At 57.7% G+C, this 22,769-nt stretch carries 17 protein-coding genes and 1 tRNA gene; 6 read left to right on the top strand and 12 right to left on the bottom strand.

Annotation, left to right across the window (positions count from 1 at the left end):
• Positions 1–97 precede the first annotated feature (97 nt).
• Together G7Y41_RS01185 and G7Y41_RS01180 are read left to right on the top strand one after the other, a co-directional pair.
• Positions 98–568 (top strand): MarR family winged helix-turn-helix transcriptional regulator, encoded by a 471-nt coding sequence (locus G7Y41_RS01185; protein ID WP_165316122.1) that lies wholly within the window; start codon positions 98–100, stop codon positions 566–568.
• 161 nt (positions 569–729) lie between these two features.
• Complete coding sequence (locus tag G7Y41_RS01180) at positions 730–1,992, top strand: chloride channel protein (protein WP_165316121.1); 1,263 nt, start codon at positions 730–732, stop codon at positions 1,990–1,992.
• Between the two features lie 155 nt (positions 1,993–2,147).
• Here G7Y41_RS01180 and G7Y41_RS01175 read toward each other — a convergent pair whose 3' ends face one another.
• The 4 genes from G7Y41_RS01175 to G7Y41_RS01160 form a co-directional block, all read right to left on the bottom strand.
• Positions 2,148–3,086 carry an aldo/keto reductase gene (locus G7Y41_RS01175; protein WP_165316120.1) on the bottom strand — a complete coding sequence of 313 codons (939 nt, stop codon included), beginning with the start codon at positions 3,084–3,086 and terminating at the stop codon, positions 2,148–2,150.
• Between the two features lie 138 nt (positions 3,087–3,224).
• Positions 3,225–4,514, bottom strand: a complete 1,290-nt coding sequence (locus G7Y41_RS01170) for a PLP-dependent transferase (RefSeq protein WP_165316119.1) — start codon at positions 4,512–4,514, stop codon at positions 3,225–3,227.
• A gap of 261 nt (positions 4,515–4,775) precedes the next feature.
• Positions 4,776–5,771: a ferrochelatase gene (gene hemH / locus G7Y41_RS01165; protein ID WP_442984257.1), complete on the bottom strand. Its 996-nt coding sequence runs from the start codon at positions 5,769–5,771 to the stop codon at positions 4,776–4,778.
• 204 nt (positions 5,772–5,975) lie between these two features.
• Positions 5,976–8,561 carry a VaFE repeat-containing surface-anchored protein gene (locus G7Y41_RS01160; protein ID WP_165316117.1) on the bottom strand — a complete coding sequence of 862 codons (2,586 nt, stop codon included), beginning with the start codon at positions 8,559–8,561 and terminating at the stop codon, positions 5,976–5,978.
• 510 nt (positions 8,562–9,071) lie between these two features.
• Here G7Y41_RS01160 and G7Y41_RS01155 point away from each other — a divergent pair.
• The 3 genes from G7Y41_RS01155 to G7Y41_RS01145 all read left to right on the top strand — a co-directional run bounded on the left by G7Y41_RS01155 (position 9,072) and on the right by G7Y41_RS01145 (position 11,351).
• Complete coding sequence (locus G7Y41_RS01155; protein WP_165316116.1) at positions 9,072–10,148, top strand: hypothetical protein; 1,077 nt, start codon at positions 9,072–9,074, stop codon at positions 10,146–10,148.
• Positions 10,149–10,378: 230 nt separating this feature from the next.
• On the top strand, positions 10,379–10,714 hold the full coding sequence (locus tag G7Y41_RS01150) for a hypothetical protein (protein ID WP_165316115.1): 336 nt from the start codon (positions 10,379–10,381) through the stop codon (positions 10,712–10,714).
• On the top strand, positions 10,701–11,351 hold the full coding sequence (locus G7Y41_RS01145) for a nucleotidyl transferase AbiEii/AbiGii toxin family protein (RefSeq protein WP_165316114.1): 651 nt from the start codon (positions 10,701–10,703) through the stop codon (positions 11,349–11,351). Before G7Y41_RS01150 ends, G7Y41_RS01145 begins: the two co-directional genes overlap by 14 nt.
• A 256-nt stretch (positions 11,352–11,607) precedes the next feature.
• On the opposite strand, the gene G7Y41_RS01140 is transcribed toward G7Y41_RS01145, so the two are convergent.
• The 8 genes from G7Y41_RS01140 to G7Y41_RS10145 form a co-directional block, all read right to left on the bottom strand.
• Positions 11,608–12,201: a lytic transglycosylase domain-containing protein gene (locus tag G7Y41_RS01140; RefSeq protein ID WP_165316113.1), complete on the bottom strand. Its 594-nt coding sequence runs from the start codon at positions 12,199–12,201 to the stop codon at positions 11,608–11,610.
• Between the two features lie 292 nt (positions 12,202–12,493).
• Positions 12,494–12,566: transfer RNA gene (locus G7Y41_RS01135), tRNA-Thr, on the bottom strand.
• 272 nt (positions 12,567–12,838) lie between these two features.
• The gene (locus tag G7Y41_RS01130; RefSeq protein ID WP_165316112.1) at positions 12,839–14,491 is read right to left on the bottom strand and encodes an alpha/beta hydrolase; all 1,653 of its coding nucleotides are present in this window, start codon (positions 14,489–14,491) and stop codon (positions 12,839–12,841) included.
• A gap of 98 nt (positions 14,492–14,589) precedes the next feature.
• Positions 14,590–15,831: a DNA polymerase III subunit delta' gene (locus tag G7Y41_RS01125; RefSeq protein WP_165316111.1), complete on the bottom strand. Its 1,242-nt coding sequence runs from the start codon at positions 15,829–15,831 to the stop codon at positions 14,590–14,592.
• On the bottom strand, positions 15,828–16,679 hold the full coding sequence (gene tmk, locus G7Y41_RS01120; RefSeq protein WP_165316158.1) for a dTMP kinase: 852 nt from the start codon (positions 16,677–16,679) through the stop codon (positions 15,828–15,830). Before tmk ends, G7Y41_RS01125 begins: the two co-directional genes overlap by 4 nt.
• 98 nt (positions 16,680–16,777) lie before the next feature.
• On the bottom strand, positions 16,778–19,543 hold the full coding sequence (topA, locus tag G7Y41_RS01115) for a type I DNA topoisomerase (RefSeq protein WP_165316110.1): 2,766 nt from the start codon (positions 19,541–19,543) through the stop codon (positions 16,778–16,780).
• A gap of 279 nt (positions 19,544–19,822) precedes the next feature.
• The gene (locus tag G7Y41_RS01110; protein ID WP_165316109.1) at positions 19,823–21,466 is read right to left on the bottom strand and encodes a methyltransferase; all 1,644 of its coding nucleotides are present in this window, start codon (positions 21,464–21,466) and stop codon (positions 19,823–19,825) included.
• 19 nt (positions 21,467–21,485) lie between these two features.
• Positions 21,486–21,617 carry a hypothetical protein gene (locus tag G7Y41_RS10145; protein WP_269207958.1) on the bottom strand — a complete coding sequence of 44 codons (132 nt, stop codon included), beginning with the start codon at positions 21,615–21,617 and terminating at the stop codon, positions 21,486–21,488.
• Positions 21,618–21,657: 40 nt separating this feature from the next.
• Between G7Y41_RS10145 and tdh the strand changes: the two genes are divergently transcribed.
• Positions 21,658–22,716, top strand: a complete 1,059-nt coding sequence (tdh, locus tag G7Y41_RS01105) for an L-threonine 3-dehydrogenase (protein WP_165217281.1) — start codon at positions 21,658–21,660, stop codon at positions 22,714–22,716.
• Positions 22,717–22,769 lie beyond the last annotated feature (53 nt).

Below are 22,769 nucleotides of genomic sequence, written 5' to 3'. Positions count from 1 at the left end.
CCATTACCTACTAATTATCCAGTTTCTGGGTGACACCATCGACTACAGGATCCGTGGCACCGGCACTATCGGGCCACACGACAGAGTGGAAAACGCGATGAGAAACGACGCCAAAGGACGCGCGTGGGACGCCTATTTCACCACAACAAACAGGCTCACCGAGCGGATCGGGTCCGCACTGAAAGCATCACACAAGCTGTCCCTACCTGAATACAACGTGCTCCTGCAAGTGTCCCGAGCTGGCACTCAGGGGATTCGTCTCTCAATACTTGCTCACGAGGTTGTTTTTAGTCCGTCACGCCTCACCCACACAATCAACCGCCTTGTTGCCCGCGGCTTCGTCGCTCGATCCGCATGCGAAGGAGATCGCCGAGGCGGCCTCGTCCATCTCACCGAAACCGGGCGCAAGACCCTCCGCGCTGCCGCGAAGACTCAGCGATCCATCGTCCGTACTTTCGTCCTCGATGGGATGAGCGAGGACGAGCTCGCGGTCCTCCACGGCATCTTCGAGCGAATTGCATCACAACTTGATGCCGCCGACGCGGGGACCCCTGTGTCACATCTGTAAGGAATACGCGGCCCACGACATGCGGCCGTTCTCCAACGGGTCATCCGTGCGCCCTGTGGAAGTACGGCCCCTGTCGATCCCGCGTTGCGCATTTTCTCGATTGATCAAGCTGAATGGACGTCCTGGCATCTCCCTTGGCGTCCTTCCGATACCGTTGTTCCATGCCCAGTTCCGCAGACTCATCACTCACGCGTGCGAACATGCGTTTCGCCGCAGCGATTGTCCTGACCGGAATTGTCGCTGGAATTGTCGGCTGGGTGTGCATTCACCTCCTACATCTTGTCGAATATCTCGCGTGGGGCGTGACCTCTGGGACACTGCTTGAGGCGGTCACCGCTTCGTCTCCCATTCATCGCGTCACCGTCTTGGCTCTCGCCGGACTGATCGCGGCGCTATCGTGGACCCTGTTCTTCCGCAAAAACCGCACGATTGTCTCGGTTTCCGAGGCTGTTCACGGGCGGCGAATGCCTGTGCTCCGCACTCTCTGGCATGCGATCACACAGATCATCATCGTCGGGTTGGGAGCGTCGATTGGTCGCGAAGTCGCGCCCAGAGAGGTCAGTGCCGCACTGGGTGCATGGATTTCCGACACCCTCGGCCTTGATTCCCGTGACCGCAGGATCATCGTTGCTTGTGGAGCCGGAGCCGGCCTCGCTGCCGTCTATTCCATTCCCTTATCAGGTGCGGTCTATACCCTCGAAATCCTGCTTGTCACGCTCAATGCCCGCACAGTTGCCCCCGCATTGACGATCTGTGCAATTGCTGTGCTGGTGACAACGGGATGGGAACGCCCCGCAGCTTTCTATACTGTTCCTTCTGTTTCTGCGACGCTCTCACTCACCGTCTGGGCTCTGATCTGTGGGCCGCTCATCGGCTGGGCGGGGCTGCAATTCCGCCGGATCGTCCATTCCTTCGAGAACGCCCGACCGCGATCCTCGCATCTCCTGTGGACGCTTCCTCTAGCTTTGACTGCTGTTGGCGTGATCTCCATATGGGTGCCGTCCGTCCTCGGCAATGGACAAGCCAGTGCCCAAACACAATTCGACGCTGCCTGGCTTGGCGGCTTGGGGCTGCGCGTCGCCCTCGTTACTCTGCTGGCAAAAGCCGTGACCACACTTGTGACCATCCGATCAGGAGGGTGGGGAGGAACTCTGACTCCGTCGGTGGCTCTGGGTGCGGGTCTGGGTGCCGTCACGGGGATGCTGTGGAGCCTGATGTGGCCGGGGACTTCCCTTGCGGCCTTCGTCTTCATTGGGGCAGCTGTGTTCCTTGGATCCTCAATGAAAGCCCCGTTCACCGGGTTGATTCTCGTGATTGAATTCACTCACCAGGGAGCCGAGCTTCTTGTGCCCGCATGTGTGGCTATCGGAGGTGCGGTCGCCGCGACCGCATGGGCGCAACGATCCGCAACCTCCGACACGTAGGCCGCGTGCACGCAGCCCGATTCACAGCCGGCGATCGTGTTCTCCCGTCGGCCAATGCTCAGGGCATTGAGCTCCGGAAGATACTGACGATACGGAAGATACTGACGCTACTGAAGAACAGCCGCCACAGCAGACAATCCTTGAATCTTCCGGTACTACAGCCCCTGAGATACCGAGGTCAGGCGCTCACTCTCAGACGGATCCAAGGTCAGAGACAGTGAGTTAATGAGCGAGGGCAGCTGCTCCACCGTTCGCGCCGACGCGATTGGAGCCGCGATCGTTGGTTGAGAGGCCAACCAAGCCAAGGCAACGGACGCGGGGGCAACCGAATGGTTCGCAGCGATGCTTCGCAGCGCATCGACCACAGCAAACGCCTGATCTGATGCATAACCTTCAACCATGCCGCCGCGTGCTCCCTGGACATCAGCGGCTGAGTGATACTTCCCCGTCAGGAAGCCGCTCGCCAGCGAAAAATACGGAATAACCCCGAGCGAATACTCCTGCGCCGCCTCACGCAGCGCTCCCTCGTAGTCGGCGCGGAAGACGAGGTTATAGTGCGGCTGGAGCGCAACGGGACGTGCCACCCCTTGATCATCCGCAGCTGACACCCACGCAGCAATTGCCTCGGGGGAGAAGTTCGACAGCGCAACGTGGCGGACTTTACCCGCAGCCTGGAGCGCCGCGAACGCTGCTACCGATTCTTCCACCGGGGTGTTTGGATCCTCGGCATGGGCATAGTACAGGTCAATGCGGTCCGTTCTCAGACGCGTCAGCGACTCATCCGCCGCCTGAGCGATCGTCTGCGCACCCAATCCCTCAAGGCCCGGTTTCTTCGCAACTTTCGTCGCGAGGACGACATCGTCACGACGTCTTGAACGCGCAAACCAACGCCCGATAATTTCTTCAGACTCGCCACCGGAATTTCCCGGGGCCCACGCCGAATACACATCCGCCGTGTCCACGAGCGATCCGCCCTGCGAAACGAACTCGTCAAGAACTGCAAAGGACTCCTGGGCGTTGGACGTCCAGCCGAAAGTGTTTCCACCCAGCGCCAGCGGCGCAACATCGAGGTCAGAAAGACCGATTGTTATCATGTTGTTCTCCTTCTCAATCAATGAGCTGTCCAACGAAAATGCCGGATCACGTGCGAATAGGCTCTTTGTCCATCCTCCCAAGGTCAGGCAACGGGATAGCACAACGCCACGGAAGGCGCGGCCTCGTTCTCGTCAATATCATGCTGGCAGAGAATTCAACGCGTGATCAAGATCCGCAATGAGATCTGAGGGATCTTCCAAGCCCACCGCCAGGCGAACGAGCGTCCCAGGCACTCCCCCACCTCCACCCGCACGCGTCGAATGCGTCATGATCGCCGGATGCTCGATGAGAGATTCAACGGCCCCCAGCGATGCTGCAAGCGTCAACACGTGGGTCGATGTACACAGGGCAAGTGCCTCGGCTTCGGAACGCAGCTGGAGTGACACAACCCCACCGCACCCACGAGGCATCTGGCGGCTAGCAACGTCGTAGCCCGGATCTGTTGAAAGTCCTGGATAATGAACTGCCGCAACTCGCGGATGGGCTGAAAGAAATTGTGCAACCGCCAGTGCGTTGTCGCAGTGACGGGCAACGCGAAGCCCCAGCGTTTTCAAGCCGCGATGGGCTAAGTGAGCATCACGCGGCGATTGAACGGCACCGATTGCCATCTGGAGACATCGAAGTTCCTCCGCTGCGTCACGTGAACCAAACAGAGGGGTGATCGAGGACGGAATCTCTAGACCGTTGCGAAGAATGACTGCTCCTCCGACGATGTCTGAATGACCGCCGATGTACTTCGTTGTTGAGTGAACAACGACGTCGGCGCCCAGTTCCAAGGGTCTTTGTAGATACGGTGTCGCAAAGGTTGAATCAACAACTAAGAGCGCGCCGATCCTGTGCGTGACTTCCGCGATGGAGCGAATATCCGTCACCGTAAGGAAGGGGTTCGAGGGCGACTCCACCCACACCAGGTCCGGTCGTTCACTCTCCAGACGCTTTCGCGCCGCGTCCCCCTGCGACAGATCAACGCTGGTTGACGTCCATCCTTCCGCAGGTTTCACCACTGAAAAGAGCTTATGCGTACCCCCATAGACATCCGTCGAATGAACAATATGACTTCCCGGACGCGTCAGCAGACGAACCACGGTGTCCTCCGCACTCATCCCCGAAGGAAACACAAAACCGTGTGTTGCCCCTTCAAGACGAGCAAGAGCCGACGCAAAGGCATTCGTCGTCGGATTCCCACAGCGGCCGTACTCGAAGCCTTCCTTGAGGTCACCCGGTGCATTCTGCACGTGAGTGGAGGACACGTGCAGCGGGGGAACAACATCCCCCGTTAATGGGTCGGGCGCGAAACCCTCGTGAATCGCCCGAGTCTCGAACGCGAATTCACGTGTTCCCCAAACCTGGGTTGCAGAATGTGGGTGGCCGGTACACGCAGATTCGTCGGAGAAGCACCGGTTGGATGAATCGGTCGTCGTGCTCATGCTTCCAGAGTAAAATCGGCTCGCTCCTGACAGGATCCGCCTTTCGATCATCGGTCATGTGTAACACTGCGACACTCAACTCAACTGTTCGACTTCCAACCAAATCGGCGTTCCCCGTCATTGAGAGCCGGTACCCATAATCAACATCTCCCGTCAGTACCCTGCGGCAACGGGACGTGCATTGACCTGGCCTGTCATCGGGTGCCGGCACCCGTAATCAACAGACCCTCTGAGCTCGCTGACCCGCGAGCTGCCCGTTGTTTAGAGCCAGCCAGAAAGATGGCGACGTGCCTGCTGAGCCAACGTTGCCACCGCCCCGGGTGATTCATTCCCCCACGGCACGTAGTGGAATTCTGTTCCACCCGCATCAATGAAGGTCTGACGGTTCAGCTGGTTGATTTCCTCAAGTGTCTCCAAACAATCTGCCACGAATCCGGGACAGATCACGTCGACGCGTCGCACGCCGCTTCTTCCAAGCTGCTCCACAGTGTCGATTGTTGCCGGTGTCAGCCATTGCGCTGGTCCAAACACTGACTGATATGTGCCAAGCAGCCCATCAGCTGGAATACCGAGACGTTCAACCAACGCGTCACGCGTTGCTTCACACTCCGCACGATAGGGATCCCCCGCCTCATGCATGGCAACGGGAATCGAATGGAAGGATGTGAGCACCCGATCACCCGAGGCAAAATCCGGTCGCCCCTGACGATGCCAATGATCTTCGAGAGCGTTGGTCAGCGCCTCGATGTACGCCGACGATGTGGGGAATGATCGGACCAAACGGAACTCCATGTGATCGCGATTCTTGTGAATCCACGACGCAACAACGTCGTTAATCGATCCGGTTGTCGATCCCGAATACTGCGGGTAGTCAGGAAGAATCACGACACGTCGATGCCCCTGGGAGCACACGCGATCCAGGACATCACGAAGCGACGGTTCACCGTATCGCATCGCAACCTCAACCCTGACCCCATCGCCGAGTTCCTGAGCCAGCAGCTCGGCCTGGCGCGAGGTGTAATGCAGTAGCGGCGACCCCTCATCGAGCCACACCGTCCGATACTTCTCGGCCGATTGTCGAGGACGGACCCTGAGGATGATTCCCTCAAGAATCGGTTTCCACACCAGCGGATGCATTTCAATGACACGTCGATCCGACAGGAATTCACGCAGGTAAATCCGCACATCTTTCGCCGTTGGGGACTTCGGTGTCCCAAGATTAACCAGCACGACAACCGGTCGGGTTTCTTCACTCAACACCCCCTCAGGCTAATGCACTCTCGCGACTGCTTTGACGACGCTTCGTCAGAATTTTTCCGCCCCGTGAGGGTGCCCTGATTCATCCGTCAGGGCACCCTCACGTCCTCGTTCATCGGGCGCACACAGACACCTCATCCAACCGACACCGGTGAGCGGACTCTTCCTCGTTCCCCATCAATCATCTCGTGACATGCGCGGGACCTACTTCCCGAGGGAGGACATTCGCGAACGAACCATCTTCGCGCCAAGTCCTGCCGCGAGCGCAAGAATTGCAGTGAGTAGAAGCATCCGTGCTTCACTCCCCGTCACCGGAAGATCCGACTTTGATGCGACCGTCACCGTTTGCTCACGATCGTTGATATCTCGGTGGGAGGCAAACTTCTGCCCCTGAATATATGCTTCCTCGAAGACAACGATCGTTTCACCGGCCAAGGTGGAGGCATCGAAAGTGAACGAGACATCCCGACATCCCTGACTGTGGTCAACAGTGAATGTTGTCGTTGACGTCACCGGCTTCCCCGACACTTCGAGAGGTTTCCCCGTCGACTTATTCATCAGCGTTCCCCGCAGTTCCACTTCGGTGCCTTCAGGGAATCTGGAGAAACACACGGCGTCGTCGATTCTCACGCCCGGTTTCGCTTCAATGACCCGGTCACCGTCTGAGGCATCCTTCACCCGAGTACCGATCGTGGGTTTCGGCGTTGTGACGGTCTGTCCTTCATCGTGAATATCCGCATGAATTGCAACGGTGAGTCCCTCGTGCATGACTTTCTCAAACACAACGGTCGACTTACCGACAAGCATCGCGCCGTTGACTGTGATGTCAACGTTTGTGCAGTCATCCGAAGCCGTTGGGGCGTGCGTTACCGTCTGCGATACTGGGACGCCTTGACCATCAACCACTGGCTTGCCTGTTTCTTGGTCCATCAGCGAGGCCTCAAAAACGTATTCTTTGCCCGGGCGGAGCCCGGTATAACACACCCGGTCCCTAATGGTCACCGGACCGCCGGAAGCAATCTCGTGATCACCGTCGGCCAGATCTGTTGCCGTTGTCCGTACCGTCGGGACCTCGCCCTCGACCCTGAATTGCTCTGTTGCGTCCTCCACCGACGTGACAAACTCCTTCACACGGTCATCCCCGGAAAATGACGTAACGAACACGTAGGTGCCAACGTGATCGGGGAGAACTTTAAATTCACCGCTCCCCACCGTTGGATAGAAGCCGTTTTTCGCCGGAAGAGTTGTCGTGGCGATCAGCTGGGCCTGCGGTTTATTCGCTTCTGTCACCTCAAGATCCTCGGGGAAGAACAGCAACGACTGAACAATCGAGGCTTCATCCGGCGCAAACCCCCGCGCACCGGAGAAATCCGGGTGATCCGATGGGAATCCATGCACCCAGACGTCATCCACTAGATAGATGCCACTCTTCGTTTTCCTCGGGGCAATGGACGTATCAATGTCGATTGGCCACCGCAAGGAAGAAATCTCGTCGTCCTGACCGAAACTATCCGACCAATCCGAATGAATGAACTCGGAGGCTGGGACTTGTTTACCGTGGTCAGTCACTGTGTCCTTCTGGTTGGCTTTGACCATTGTCCACACCCACGTCACAAAACCCGACGAAACGTTCGTGTTTCGCACAGTTGCCTTCAGCGTTCCCGGCCCCGTAAACGTCAGCGACGCTGTCCCTAGCTTCATGGCATTTTCAGGAATGTCCGTGGTCTTTTCCGGCGGGACGAGAGGTACCCAATATGCCGTTCCCTCAAAAGTTACTGGCACCGGACCACTGTCAGTTTCGATCCATCGGCCATTCCCATACGAAGGATCAGCCGAAACAGTCAGAGAATCGGAAAACTCCTGCCCCGGGTCGAGGATGCGCGAAACTCCAACACTCGACTGCGCAACCGGCTGGAAATCTCCAACGACTTTCCATGTCCGACCAACGTCTTTAAGCACCGACTCGTCACTTGTCGGCCGATTCCCATACGACACCGTGTCCTGTCGGTCTCTGGCAACAGAGGCAACGGAAAGCGTTGTTCGTGCCGGAAGTGTGAACTCCGCCTGATACGTGACATCACCGGTGCCCGTTGCACGCCATGCCAAACTCAGGGGCGAGGCTGCGGTTTTTCCAGTCCATGTCTGCGTGCCCGTCTCGGTGAAAACAGCGGGGCCCGTCAAAGAAACCGTCACAGGGACTCCCGCGATACGCTCTCCCGAGTCCCCCAGAGCAGAGATGTTGTCAATAGTTCCTTCGCGCTGTTCCTCACCGGTGATGACAGTGCTCATGTACTTCGTCGCTGCGCTTGCGCGCGCCTGAGTAACGTAGGTGCGAGCCAGAGCATCGACATCCGGCACCTGGTCACGTACCAGTGAGACAAGGAGGGCAACAGACTGCCGAGTGTCCTTTCCGGGATGTTCATGCTCGAAGTTGACGTGGATGAGATACGACAGGGCCGCACGAACATTCGGTGTCGTATCTGCCTGGTACTTCGCCAGAAGCCACGCCATCTGCGCCGTCGTCAGGTCCAATTCCGGCGGTCCCCACTGGGACGAGGACGAGAGTGTCGTGATCGTCGCTGTGTCGGAGGAATCTGGGAAAAGACGCCACATATGAATGCACCACGACGGATAGCCCGACTCAACGTTTCGCGGAGACTCGAAGGCACCGAGGAAAAACATCCCTGTGTTCGCCGGACCCACGCCACTGATGTAGCGACCGGCATCCGGCCCGTCGATGAGATCCGCATGAGCTGTGTGAGCTGATGTGAGGAACAGGGTGAAAATCATTCCGAGGCAACTCAATCCCGCGATCGTTATCGACACAAGTCGAGACACGAGAGAGAAGCATCGTCGCCACCGTTGCCTCAGCTGCGATAACCCCTGCGGTCGCCGGGGTTTATGGGCCTCGTGGGATTGATCGGACTGAGGTGACTGACGGGTTTGACGAGGTCTGCGTTCTCCCCTCTTGAGTTCATATTGAGGCATGTCATTCCTTTCCGTGTGCTGATTCGGACGCCGAGCACCGAGAGTGTTTCCCGTGTTCAGCAACGACGGTGACGCTCGCGGCTCCGTCACCGCCCTCGTTCCATCGCTTACCGGTTGCGTCTGTGTGCACCGATTTATGCGAAACTATCAATCGCCCTCGTCAATTTGAAGCCATCCGTAGCGCCCTGTGGATAGGAAAATCTCTGTCCACAGACACAGGTGCGAAGCACAGTTTCACGCCGAGGGCTTGACATTCCAGCTCAGTCATCTTCACTCCGATCACAGGCATGTTTCAGAGGCGATAGAGGACCAATGGAGAACGAACTCTTAGGTACACAGGATGGCGACACTGTGGACACTGGCGTGGGTGCGTCGGTGAAGAAGCGTCGGTGGGTGCCCATCGGAATTGCTGGCATCGTGTTGGCTGGTTTGGCTACAGCCGCTGGGGTGTGGGCATGGAACATTCACCTTGACCATCAAGCACTCGATACGTGGCAAGAAGCCCACGACCGGGCAGTCAAAACCTGCACAATTAACGCCACTGACGATCTTGACGCTCTCCTCAAAACCGGCGACGCCCTCGAAGATCAGACTGTGGTTGCCAAAGTCAAAGACGCACAAGCAGCCATGCCAACAGTGAAACCAGGTGAAGCACCCACATCACGAGCTGAGCGCCTTGACGAGGCCGACGCGCTCACCACCAAGGCTCATAAGTGCACGAAAGCCACGAAAACCCTCAACAAAGCCATTTCAGATCTCACCGCCGCAGTAAACGAGGATGCTCAAGCACGGCTTGACGCAGCAGTAAAAGCCGCCACCAACCAAATCACCGCAGGTAATGAGGCGATCAAAGCCGCAGAAAAGAAAGTCGCTGACGACAAGGTCCGCACCAGCGCACAAACCGTCATCAATGACCTACAAAAACTCGTGAATAAGAAAGTCGGTCAAGACGCGTCGTGGAAGACCAAGGCCGACCACGCCAAGGCCTTGAGTGAAAAGACCACGCAAGCCAAGGATGCCATCACGAAGGTCACCGACGCGAAAGTCGCATGGGAGAAGGCACAAGCAGACACCCAAGCAACCCAAGCCGGCACCAACAGTGCTACAGGTGCGGGTACGGGCGGCGGTGGAACCACATGGAACGGCAACACAACCGGCAACACCTGGGGCGGAAACACCGCAGGCGGCTCATGGGGAGGCAACACCAACGGTGGAAACACCGGAGGCGGTGGTTCTTCTGGCACCTGGGATCCCAACTACAACCCCAACGGAATCAGCGGTGGAGTTGACTGCTCACAGACCGTCACCGATGTGGATGGAGTCGTTCACTGCCGTGTCTACCCCGACGAAAACGGATCCTGGACCGTCAACGGTCCTGCCATTCCCTAAAGAATATGCGCCGTGAATGGCGCTCACTCAGACTCCCTCACCTACAGGCCAATAGCCCTAGGAAAGCACCTGCGGGTCTTGAACCCGTGTGCTTGCTCGGCGCGCGCCGCGACATGGCGGTCGAAAGGCTTGACGGATGCGTGGAAATGAAGCCGCTTGAGGGGTCGCAAATGCGGGTGACATGACTTAACCTGAGTTGTAAGGGTGGAGAAGTGGAAGGAGGACAAAACATGACAACTACACGTGAAGCTCCGCGTATTTTCTTTGCGGACTTAATTCCGATTGAGACTCCTGATCGACTCAGCGATCTTCAAGGCCCCAAGTCGGGTTATTTAGATCTGCCGATCAGTGTGTATTGGGGACCAACAAGCCGACTGCCGATCAACACAGATAACGATTTGATCTGCGCATACCAAGAGGTCATCTATCGCGGAACGAAAGAAGAACTGTGCGAGTTTCTTAACGAGGAACACCTTCGACGACTGTGGCACCTGATACACCCCTCTGATCGTGTAAGGAACCTGTGGGAGTCTAAGTTTCCGGAGCTGGCCGATGTCAGCCGATAACCAAACAGAACTCGCCACGCTCCTTCTTGAGCATCTTGCTGATTATTCGTTTGCTTTGGCTGGGTCATGTGCGATCCGTGAATACGGTTTAACGGACCGCCCTACACGCGATATTGACATCTTCGGCGCATCGACGCTTTCACCCGAACTGTTCAAGCAGGCACTCTCAACGCTCATTCCCCATGTTGAACAAGCAGGGTGGAAAGTGACATTCCTTCGTGAGATCCAGTCGACGTTTGCGCAAGCGAAGTTCGAGCGCAACGAAACAGTGTTGGAAGCCGATTTTGGTGTTGACTGGCGTTCGACCAACCCAACAACACGTGATGTTGGCCCCGTCATCTCCATCGAGGATGCTGTCGCATCGAAGGTTAGCGCCTTATATTCGCGTCGCTTGTCACGTGATTATCTTGACGTCTACAGCATCCGCAAGAACGGCCCATTCTCAGATGACAAACTCCTTGAGCTCACCCAAGAGCGTGATCCGGGTTTCGAGTTGGAAATGTTTGCTAACCAGCTTGAGCTGGTTCAGGTAGTCTCAAATTGGCGTATCGGAGACTACGACCTGTCCGATCACCTCATTGAGGACGTCCGCTCATCAAGCTTGACCTGGGCGCAAGACATTCGAGCCTCCTTATAGACAACCATCGTCCTCCCCGGTGTGGGGGACAACCTGATCTGTCACAGTCATCCCAACCCAGCACGTCGACCTCGCCAGTGAAACGTCAAGGCCCCACAAACAGTCGCGGCCAAGTGTTGTAGTAGCCAGAGGTGTGGGAGCACGCACCTCGTATGAGTAAGGCATCCACTATCAGGGGTGAAGGCATGTCCGTGGGAGGTTCTCATGACTTCTTTTGACCCATTGACGAAGCTGCACGGCACTGATCACAATGAGTTCATCTTTGAGGGGCCGAAGACTCCCGGTCGGTGTTGGTCATAGACAACTCGATCTTCCTCGCAGCGGCTGGGATTTTCTTCACGTACGCCTGGGTTTCACGGTACGGAGGAACTCCCTCGTAGCGGAGAACGGCTCCGATTCCAGCGTTATAGGCAGCCAAGGCAAGCGATACAGGATCACCACTGATCTTGCTCTGAACCTTATAGGTCTTAACTTCATCAATGAGCCAACACATGAGCACGCCTTGGGAATAGATCGCATCGGTTGGGTTGAAAATATCCGCCTCCCCATCACCATCCCCGTCCTTACCGTAGGTCGCCCATGTCGTCGGCATAAACTGGCTAATGCCTTGAGCTCCGGCTGGTGACCGCGCATGCGGATTCCACCCCGATTCCGCTTCCACCTGAGCGGCGATAAGCGCAGGGGTGATCTCGTGACACACCGACCCGGCTTTAAGAACAGCCGTTTCATATTCAGCCGGAACACTATGGACATCATTGTCTCCAGCACTCACCAGGCTCGACCCGATAATGATGAGAGTGAGCACCCCGACGAGCACCGTGAAAGAAACAACCGCGAACCGCTTCGTCATCTCACACTCCATGTACAGCGGCCTATAGGTCCGGAAGGTACCCCATCATCACCCTGAAGCGCTCGATACATCAACCTATTGCTCAGAGGAATGTGACGACGAACATAAACAAGCGGAAGCTTCGGAAAGCATAGTCATCGTACCCTGGAGATAAATCACATCAGTCGAAGAGTATGTGCGGATCTGGAGTCCAGATCCTGGGACTGGTTCCGGTGACTTGAAATGTATAGGAAGATGCGCTCATAAATTCGCGAATAACAGCGACTTTTCGTTGATATTCCGGGATTTTTCGAGCCACCTGAGAGAATCGAACTCTCGACCTATTCATTACGAGTGAATCGCTCTGCCGACTGAGCTAAGGTGGCGGCGCCTGCCGTTCCCCACAGGAGAGGCGTTCAGGCAACGTGCCTACTGTAATAGGCCAGACCGCGTCCGGGCAAACGACGAGCACCTTCCCAACTAATGCATCCCGTCACATGCTGGCGAATGTCATGAAAGAACTTGGTCAAGGCCCGGTCGGAGCAACACCAACCAGCGCAGCGCCAACAACCCAAGTAGTCAACCAACAAAGCTCACCAGCTAAGTCGACTAAGCCAACCAGCCAAAGCCCACCAACATCAAGAGCAAGCACACAGGATCAGTCCGAACAGACAAGCCCGTCCTCGGGAATTGATCCGTGAACGAAGTAATTCTCCACCGCCTTAACGACGCACGCGTTGGCGGACTTCGAGTACGACGTGTGGTTCCATCCCTCGTTGGTCACAAGCACTCCCGACGACAGCTGTTCGGCCAGGCTTTGAGCCATGACGTATGGCGTTGCAGGGTCATGGGTCGTTCCGATGACAACGATTGGGGCAGCACCATCAGCTGTGATCTTTGCGCGCGCAGCATGATCTGTGGGCCAGGCGGACAGTCCAGCGGACGCATAGCCGGCAAATTCGCCAAAAACTCGCAGCTTCTTGCGAATTTTCTCAGCGGAATCCGCCCATTCATCCACTGTTCCGCTGGGTGAGTAGTCCAGGTTGTTGATCGCGATGAGCGCATCCGTGGATGCACTGGCATACGTGCCGTCGGCATTGCGTTCATTGAACAGGTCAGCCAGGTACAGCAGCATCGACCCGTCGTTGTCGTTCATTGCTTGATCTAGTGCTTGCGTCAGTACCGAATAGGTCTGAGTGGAATATAGCGTTCCGATCACCGCGGTCAGCGCCAGGGACTGTGTGAGTGGGCGTTCTTCATCGCTGGTTGGTAGCGGTGCTGTTTCTAGCCTTTTGAGGAAGCGCGAGACCTGGGTAATTCCCTGTTCGGCGGTTCCTTTGAGGGGGCAGCTTCCCCCCGCGAGGCAGTCTTGCACCCAATGCCCGATTGACGCTTCGAAACCGGTCATCTGAAGGTCCGACAGCGTGTTAATGTCAACGGCCGGATCAAGCGCCCCGTCGAGGACGAAGCGTCCGACACGTTCGGGAAACAGTCCCGCATATGTTGCCCCAAGGAATGTCCCGTAGGAATATCCGAGGTAGTTGAGGGTTTCTTCGCCCAGCAGCGCCCGCGTCATGTCGAAATCCTTCGCGGCCGACACCGTGTCAATATGCTTGTAAATATCACCCGAATGGGTCTCGCATCCCTGAGCGATCTTCTTGGCTTCGATTGCTGCCTTTTTCACAATCTCATCGGGGGACTCTGAGTCCTTGTCGATCGCTTCGTCGCCGTCTCCGGAGTTGTATGCGTCGCGCTCCTCGTCAGTCATGCAGACAACGGGAGTTGAGGCTCCAACTCCTCGGGGATCGAGGGCGACGATGTCGTACGTCTTGACGAGAGCCTCTCCCATGCTTGATGTCACTTGCTGAACAATCGAGCTGACCGCAGCACCTCCGGGGCCACCCAGGTTGAAGAACAACGCGGGCGCATCTTCTTTCCCAGATCGATGAATGGCGACTGACAGTGACAACTGTTCACCAGCGGGATCATCCCAGTCTTTCGGAGCAGTCAGTGCTGCACACTCGTACTGATCGAGGTCGCGCGGCGCTTGCTCTTCCATCGACGTCACCTGCTGGGCTGTACAGGGATGCCACGCAACCGGCTGCTTATAGAAATCCTCAACCCGTGTTGCAGTAATTGTCTTCGCCTGCGCGGGATCAGCAGGATGGTCCGTTTCCCCAGCTCCTGGTGCTTTCCCCTGACCTGTCGCAAGGAATCCCTGCCAAATCAGAGTACTCACGATAGCGACGACAACGAGGACAGCAATAACGGCAACACCAATGGCCAGACGCAGCGAACGACGCGAATTCATGTGACCAGCCTACGGGGTGTAGCTCAAGGACACGATATGGACGTACCGCAATCGAATTGAGGGATTGGTCTACTCATCTTTCCCTCCTGAGAATCCGCCTATTCTTCGAGCTGCGGACGTAGCGACACGATCATCGCCTCAAGAACCAAGAGGACATTTCCATGAGCAATGAGCCTGCGTCGGGCGGTTTCGATCGTCGAGATTCGTTGAATTGTCTGTGCCGGCTGGGAATCTGCGGCGATCTCTTCAACGGTCTGGGCGAGATCGGTATTAATCAGCGTCTGACCGGTTCCTAGCTGCACCATCAGCACGTCGCGATAAATCGACATGAGGTCAAGCATCGCTCGGTCAAGTTCGTCATTAATCAATCGTTTCTCGCGTCGTTTCTGTTCTTCCGCGAGATCCTTAAGCACAGCACGTGACTGCTTTGTGGCCTGGTCATCCTGGTCCATCCCCAGCTGACGCAGCGCTTCGGCTTTTTCCTTTGCGTTACGTTCCTCGGTATGGGCTTTCGCCTGATCAATAGCCGTTTTATGGAGCTGCTCCGCGGCGTAAACGGCCTCGCCAACTGACCTGACGCGCACGGGTGCGGTGATGATTTCCCGACGTCGGCGCCGCATTTCGGGGTCGCGAGCAAGAGCCCGAGCAAGACCAATATGGGACTGCGCTGCACGTGCTGCTTCAAGAGCAACCGTCGGATCAGCGACCCCTTCAGTGACAAGAAGATCAGCAACAGCGTCAACGGGGGGAATCCGTAACGTGGCCCGCCGGCATCGGGACCGGATCGTGGCAAGCATGTCCTCTGTGCTCGGCGCACACAGGAGCCAGACTGTGCGTTCGGGTGGCTCCTCGATGGCTTTGAGTAGTGCGGCCGCGCCTTCCTCATTCAGCCGGTCCGCGTCCTCGACAATGATCACACGCCACCGTCCTTGCGACGGCGATGTCTGGGCGAGGTCAACCAGCCCTCGCGCCGTTTTCACATCAATGATCATCTTTTCGGTGGCAACGAAGGCAACATCCGCATTGGTTTTGATCATTGTTGTTCGGCATCCCGCGCACTCTCCGCAGCCGGGTTTCTCTCCCGTGCATTGAAGCGCCGCCGCAAACGCCGCGGCCGCAACGGAACGTCCCGAACCCGGGGGGCCAGTGATCAGCCACGCATGTGTCATCGCGTGGTCGTCCGGCGTTCTCATTGACGAGGACGACTCTCGCCTGTGATCACCGTTGTTCCCTGCCTCCGGAAGAAGTTCTCTCGCCGCGTTGGCTGCACTCAGCAAAGTGGCGACGACCTCGTCTTGACCAACGATGCCGTTCCATACTCCGTAGGTCTCACCAGTCATATCAGCGTGCCATCTTCAGCGGGTTCCCACAGTGTTGCCTGCGCCCCACCGTCAAGGAATCCGACCATCGTCGGAGCTTGGGATGACCGTCGCTTACGTTGCTCTGTGCGTGACCCGATGTCCTTGCGATCCGCTGGTGATTCAACAGTCTGCTGCGTGTGCATGGCTTTTTCTTCACCCGGCTGCTGATGACCTGGCTCCACAGATTCCGTATCTTCTGCGCTCGAATCCTCGGGGAAACGCTCATTGAGGACTCCGCGGATCTCCGAGAAGACCTCATCAGGAGTTCCAACACCGTCGATCACAACAATGCGTTCTGGTTCAGCGTCTGCTAAACGCAGGTATTCGTGCCGCACAGCCTCGTGGAAGTCTGTTGATTCTCGTTCCATCCGATCCGGGGCGTCCGTGTTACGCCGAGCGCCGACCTCCGGGGGAAGGTCAATGAGGAATGTCAGATGGGGTTTGAGATCCTGCGTTGCCCAGGCAGATAGGGCCCGAATCTCTTCAGTACCCAGCTCACGTGCAGCACCCTGATAAGCCAGCGACGAATCAATGTAGCGATCAGCCAGGACGATGACGCCACGTGCAAGCGCCGGGCGAATGACTGTGGACACGTGATAGGCACGATCAGCTGCGTACAGAAGAGCCTCAGTGCGCGGGTCAATATCCTCCGGACCGTTCTGGACGAGCTGACGCAGGTGTGTCCCCAGGTCCGTCCCCCCGGGTTCACGCGTGACAATGACCGCGAAGTTGCGTTCCTCAAACCATGTGCGAGCGCGCTGGATCTGCGTGGACTTTCCCGAACCGTCGCCGCCCTCGAATGTAATGAACACCCCGCTGGCTGTCATGGTTTGTCCTACCTCCGTTAGATCCATGATGACATCCTCGCACGGAGGACCTGCATTTGGGTCACCGCGGTGACGATCCGCGACGAACTTTTATTTTTTCATTTTGTTCGCGAACTGGTTTTACGCGTCGTTGATTTCTTCGCAGCAGTCCGACGAGTCGTCGTCTTGCGGGCTGTTGCCCGTTTCTTCGGCGCAGGCCCCTTCGCACGTTTATCGGCAAGCAACTCAAACGCTCGTTCTTCAGTGAGATCCTCAACGGTCTCCGCTCGTGGAACCGTGACATTGGTTTCGCCGTCGGTGATGTACGGGCCAAATCGACCGTCCTTGACAACGACCTTACGCTGGGAGATCGGATCCTCACCGAATTCACGTAGAGGAGGTTTCGCCACTCCCCGACCGCGAGTCTTGGGTTGCGAATAAATCTCCAATGCCTCATCGAGACTGATCGTCAGGAGCTGTTCCTCAGACGAGAGCGTCCGAGAATCCGTTCCTTTCTTCAGGTACGGCCCATAGCGACCGTTCTGGGCGGTGATAACGTCACCGGAGACCGGATCCACACCGACTTCACGGGGAAGGGACAGGAGCTTCACGGCATCATCACGGGTAACGGTGGCCAAGTCCATCGACTTAAACAGCGAGGCCGTACGGGGTTTCACTGCGGTCTTCTTCCGCCGAGTCGCTCCTTTGGTCCCCGCACTCTTTGCTGCCTGTTCTGTGGCGTCCGACGCAGATTCTTCCGCATCGTCTTCCGACGGGAGAATCTCCGTGACATAGGGACCAAATCGGCCATTCTTTGCGATGAGCATATGCCCGGTCACAGGGTCAAGTCCCAGTTCACGCCCATCATCAGCAGCGAGAGTGAAAAGTTCGGCGATCTTCTCATCGGTCATCTCATCTGGAGCGATCCCATCGGGGATATTTGCCCGTGTACCGTCAGTCTTTTCCAGGTAGGGACCGTAGCGTCCAACACGCACAACGACGCCCTCGCCAACGCTCATGGAGTTGACGGCTCGCGCGTCGATGTCGTCTCCCAGTGACTCAACCTGGTGTTGGAGACCACCGGTGGTTCCTGTTCCGTCCTCGCCAAGGAAGAAGTGGGTGAGGAACTCTGTACGGTCTTCCTGACCCGCGGCAATCCGGTCAAGATCCGTCTCCATTGACGCCGTGAAGTCGTAATCAACGAGGTTGGCGAGGTTGTCTTCCAGGAGACGTGTCACCGAAAAAGCAAGCCACGTTGGCACGAGGTATTGACCGCGATGTGTGACGTATCCGCGGTCACCGATGGTCTGGATCGTTGCGGCATACGTTGAGGGACGGCCAATCCCCAGATCTTCCATTGTTTTAACCAGCGTTGCCTCGGTGTACCGCCCCGGGGGCTGCGTCTGATGTCCTTCGGCCGTTGCGTCCTCGACGCTGGCTTCATCTCCTTCGTTAACCTGCGGAAGAACGATCTCAGATCGGGCACTTTCTTTGTCGTACCGCCCTTTGTCTCGACCTTCTTCGTAGGCTAAGCGGAATCCGGGAGCGGTAATGACCGTGCCGGAAGCAGAGGAGATGACATCGTAACGCTCCCCGTCAACTGACACCCCGGTGAGGACACGAATCGTTGCGGTGAAGCCAACGGCATCAGCCATCTGAGAGGCAACAGTTCGTTTCCAGATGAGGTCATAGAGGGCAAGCTGCTGGCGGCTGAGCATCCCGGACACTTCATCGGGTGTGCGGAAGTGATCTCCCGCGGGACGAATCGCTTCGTGCGCTTCCTGCGCCCCTTTCGCTACTTTGCCGTAGACCCGCGGCGACTGAGCCACAGCGTCACGTCCATAAAGTTCCGCCGCTTGACTGCGGGCAGCCGAGATCGCCTGGGATGACAGAGCGGTGGAGTCGGTACGCATGTAGGTGATGTAACCCGATTCGTACAGTGATTGGGCGGTCCGCATGGTCGACGCGGCATTCCAGTGAAGCTTTCGCGAGGCCTCCTGCTGCAACGTTGACGTGGTAAACGGGGCAGCGGGCCGACGTCGGTAGGGCTTCTGGGTGACGGAGTCAATCATTGACGAGGACGACGCCGCTAATGCCTGGGCAAGAGCCTGAGCGCGCTGGGCATCAATATGCGTTGCGCCGGCTTTCACGGCCTTATCGGAGAGTTGTCCCTGCTCAGAGAAATCTGATCCGGTAGCAACAGCATGCCCGTCGACGGAGACAACGCGGGCGGCAAAACTCTGCCCGCCAGATTCGATGACCGTATCAATTGACCAGTATTCGGCGCTGATGTGACGCATGCGTTCGCGTTCACGGTCAACCACAAGTCGTGTAGCAACGGATTGCACGCGACCGGCGGACAGGGAGGGGCGGATTTTGCGCCACAGCAGCGGGGAGATTTCGTACCCGTAGAGTCGATCGAGAATACGCCGGGTCTCTTGAGCGTCCACAAGGTCCGTGTCGAGTTCGCGCGTGTTGTCAAGCGCCCGGGCGATAGCCTCCCGAGTGATCTCGTGAAACACCATGCGTTTCACGGGAATTTTCGGCTTGAGAACCTCAAGGAGATGCCAGGCAATCGCCTCTCCTTCACGGTCCTCATCAGTGGCCAGATAGAGTTCGTCTGCCTCTTTGAGGGCACGCTTGAGTTCCGTGATTTTTTTCTTCTTATCCGGATTCACCGCATAGTACGGAACAAAACCATCGTCCACGCTGACGGCGAACCGTCCATACGGACCCTTTTTCATATCCGCTGGGAGGTCCTTTGGCTGCGGCAGGTCACGGATATGCCCAATCGACGCGGTGACATGGTAATCGGGGCCGAGGTATCCCTCGATAGTCGCTGCCTTCGCGGGGGACTCCACGATAACCAGCTTCGACGCTCCCATAATTTTTCGCCTTCCGAATCGATGGTGACAGGATTTCGACATTCAGCCCACAGGCTACCCCGAGTCACGCCGAGGACCACCTCAGCGGCACTCGTCACACCGGGTGTGAGCAGCGACCGTCACCGCGATGACTTGTCACTGAGACAATACAACCAACCACCGACAACTCCAGCACCCATCCAGACGCCTGGGGGTTTCGCTTCGTTCATCAATGCGTCGCGAACTGGGCAACAACGTCTTCCACGACGACTCACGTCCTCCCATTCATCGATGTCACCGTCAGGCCATCGCGCGTCGGGGGCGTGAATGGTGCAGCTCGTCCTCGACGATCTCCAGCATTCCCGCACGAATGAGTTCGCGCACCGACGGATCGACTTCGCGGCGAACCTCGTCAATATCGCGCTCACTGAGCGTGGCGACGGCCGTGGTGATTTGTCCAACAGTAAGTTCCCCATCGGACGCCCCGACGACGGCACTTGTCGCACTCCCCACCCGGATCGATCGCCCAAGACCCGCTCCCTGATGAAGGATCAGCACACTAGGATCGGGGTCTCCGGGAACATAGTGTCGTTCCTCCCGCACGTCGCTCGCCCGCTCAAGTCGCAGATCCCACAGTGTTTCAGGCAGGTGCAAACAACCGAGCACGTGCGCCACGTCCTGGCCCCGCGGGGCTTTTCCCGACAGCTCAGACTCAAATAGATGGACCGGGTCCCCCACCGTGCGAGTCGTGACATCACTGCCGGAATGACGCGGGCGTCGCAGAGCGACAAAACCCATGCCGATCGCTCCAACTCCGGCTCGCATAAAGTCGCGAAGCCACGTGGAAAACGTGTCCTCGAACAATTCGCGTGACACCAGTTGTCCACCGGAATCTCTGATCCACATGTCGACGTAGCGAGCAGGGTCAAGGACATCGCGTTGCACGACCCACGCATCGACTCCGAGCCCGTCAAGCCATTCCTCGATTCGCTGCGACCATTCGGTGTCGGGATCACAGTCGGCGGGGATTTCCCAGTTTGCCAGCATCTGAAGAACTCCACCTGGAGCCAAGTGAGTGGGAGACTGCCTGATGATCTCGCGGATCAGGTTGTCTCGATCCATTCCGCCGTCACGGTATTCAAGCATCCCAGCGGCACCGGCGGAGCGCACCGATTCCGGCGTGATGACGAAGGGGGGATTCGAGACGATGAGGTCGAAGTCCTCGCCGTTGACGGGGTCAAAAAGAGAGCCTTGGCGCACGTCAATATCAACATCGTTGAGCGCAGCGTTGAACTGAGTGAGGGCGCATGCGCGGGCAGACAGGTCCGTCGCAACAACGTGGTCACAGTGGGTGGCCAGGTAGAGTGCCTGAATTCCGCAGCCGCACCCCACGTCGAGGGCTCGTTGAACATGCGTCCGCATCGTCAGACCGAGCAAACTGATCGTTGCCCCTCCAATCCCGAGGACATGATCGGGGTGAAGTGGTTGACCGGTAGTCGCCTCTGAGAGGTCTGAGACGATCCACCAGTGGTGGTCGCGTTCCGCCTGCGGGTTGTCTGCGTCATTCGAGTTGGGCAGCGTTGCGGCGTGAGGTCGTAGATCAAAGAGCGCGGTCAAGGTGCAGCCGGCGGAGTCAACCGGCCTCGCTAGTCCCAGGTCAACGAGGCCCGAGGCTCCCAAGGTCGGGAGCGCCTGAGAAAGGAGTTCCCGGGGTTCGTTCGATCCCAGAACGAAGAAGCGAGTGAGCGTCGCCGCAGGGTGATCTTTCCCCTCAAGTTCCACCAGTGCGGGAACCCGCAGGTCACGCATCATCGCGTCGCGCGCGCCCTGGCTGAGCATTCCGTCAAGTGTCTCAACAGTCCAATTCGATGCGCGAAGATCCGTTGTCAGTCGCGCAATAAGGTCGACGTTGAGGGCGGGAACGGGTGCGGATTGTTCACTCATACGCTCAAGCCTACGAAGATTACGCGCGCAGCGCCCCCGTGGTCCGGTGAGCAGGGCGAGCCGGACTCGTCCTCGTCCCCCGAGAGTCATTGACGAGGACGAGCACGCGCGTGACGCAGATGCACCCGGGATAGAGGACAATGATGTTCATATCATTCCCGACGATGCCACACGGCTACAGAGGAGCTGTCATGCGCGCCCTACGTAAAGTGACCGCCGGCCCCGGCCTGCAACTGCTCGACATTGAGCAACCGACCCCGGGTTTCGGCGAGGTCAAGATCCGCGTGATGCGTTCGGGGCTGTGCGGAACCGACGTCCACCTATTCAACTGGGACGGCGGCGCTCCGGGATCACTCACTCCCCCGCAGACGCTAGGACATGAGTTTTTTGGCGAAATCGTTGAAATCGGCCCGGGCGTGGTCACGGGATTCGAGCGCGACGAGCTGCACGTTGGTCAGAAGGTCTCAGTCGAGGGACACATTGTGTGTGGGCGGTGCCGTAACTGCCGGGCAGGGCGCAAACACATGTGCATCCGCGCCATCGGCATCGGCGTCAACCGCGACGGCGGATTCGCCGACTATGTCGTTGTTCCCGCAGGCAATGTCTGGGTGCAACCCGATTCAATCGACGCGGAACTCGGGGCACTTTTCGATCCGCTGGGCAACGCCGTCCATTCCTGTCAGCAGTTAGAAATCACCGGCCAGGACGTCCTCATCACAGGTGCTGGCCCTATCGGGATCATGTGCGTCGCTATTGCAAAGCACGCGGGGGCGCGCAACGTTGTCATCACAGACATGCAGGCTGATCGTCTCGCCTTAGCGAAAGGCGCAGGTGCGGATGCCACCGTGGATATTGGGCGCGACAGCCTAACGGAGGTCATGCATCGGCTGGGCATCCGTGAGGGCTTCGATGCGGGTCTTGAAATGTCTGGGGCGCCCGGCGGACTCGACACCCTTATTTCAACGTGTACCCACGGTGCAACGATCGCGATGCTCGGACTTCCCAAGGGGCCTTTCCCGATCAATTGGAACGCCGTCATCACGCGGATGTTGACGATCAAGGGAGTGTACGGGCGCGAAATGTTCGACACATGGTATCTGGCCACCTACATGATGGAAACGTCGAAGGAGCTACGCGATGCCGTGCGGTCAATCATCACGCACCGTTTCACCCCCGAACAATGGAACGAGGCCTTCGCAGCCGCTGCTTCAGGAACCGCGGGGAAAGTCATCATCGACTGGGAATCCTGATCTTCGCGTTCAAGTCATGACTTCCCCGTTCATCCCATATTCATCCTCACCAC

The sequence above is a fragment of the Schaalia sp. ZJ405 genome, from assembly GCF_011038885.2.
Classification (GTDB): domain Bacteria; phylum Actinomycetota; class Actinomycetes; order Actinomycetales; family Actinomycetaceae; genus Pauljensenia.
This window is presented reverse-complemented; position numbering and strand designations above follow the sequence as displayed.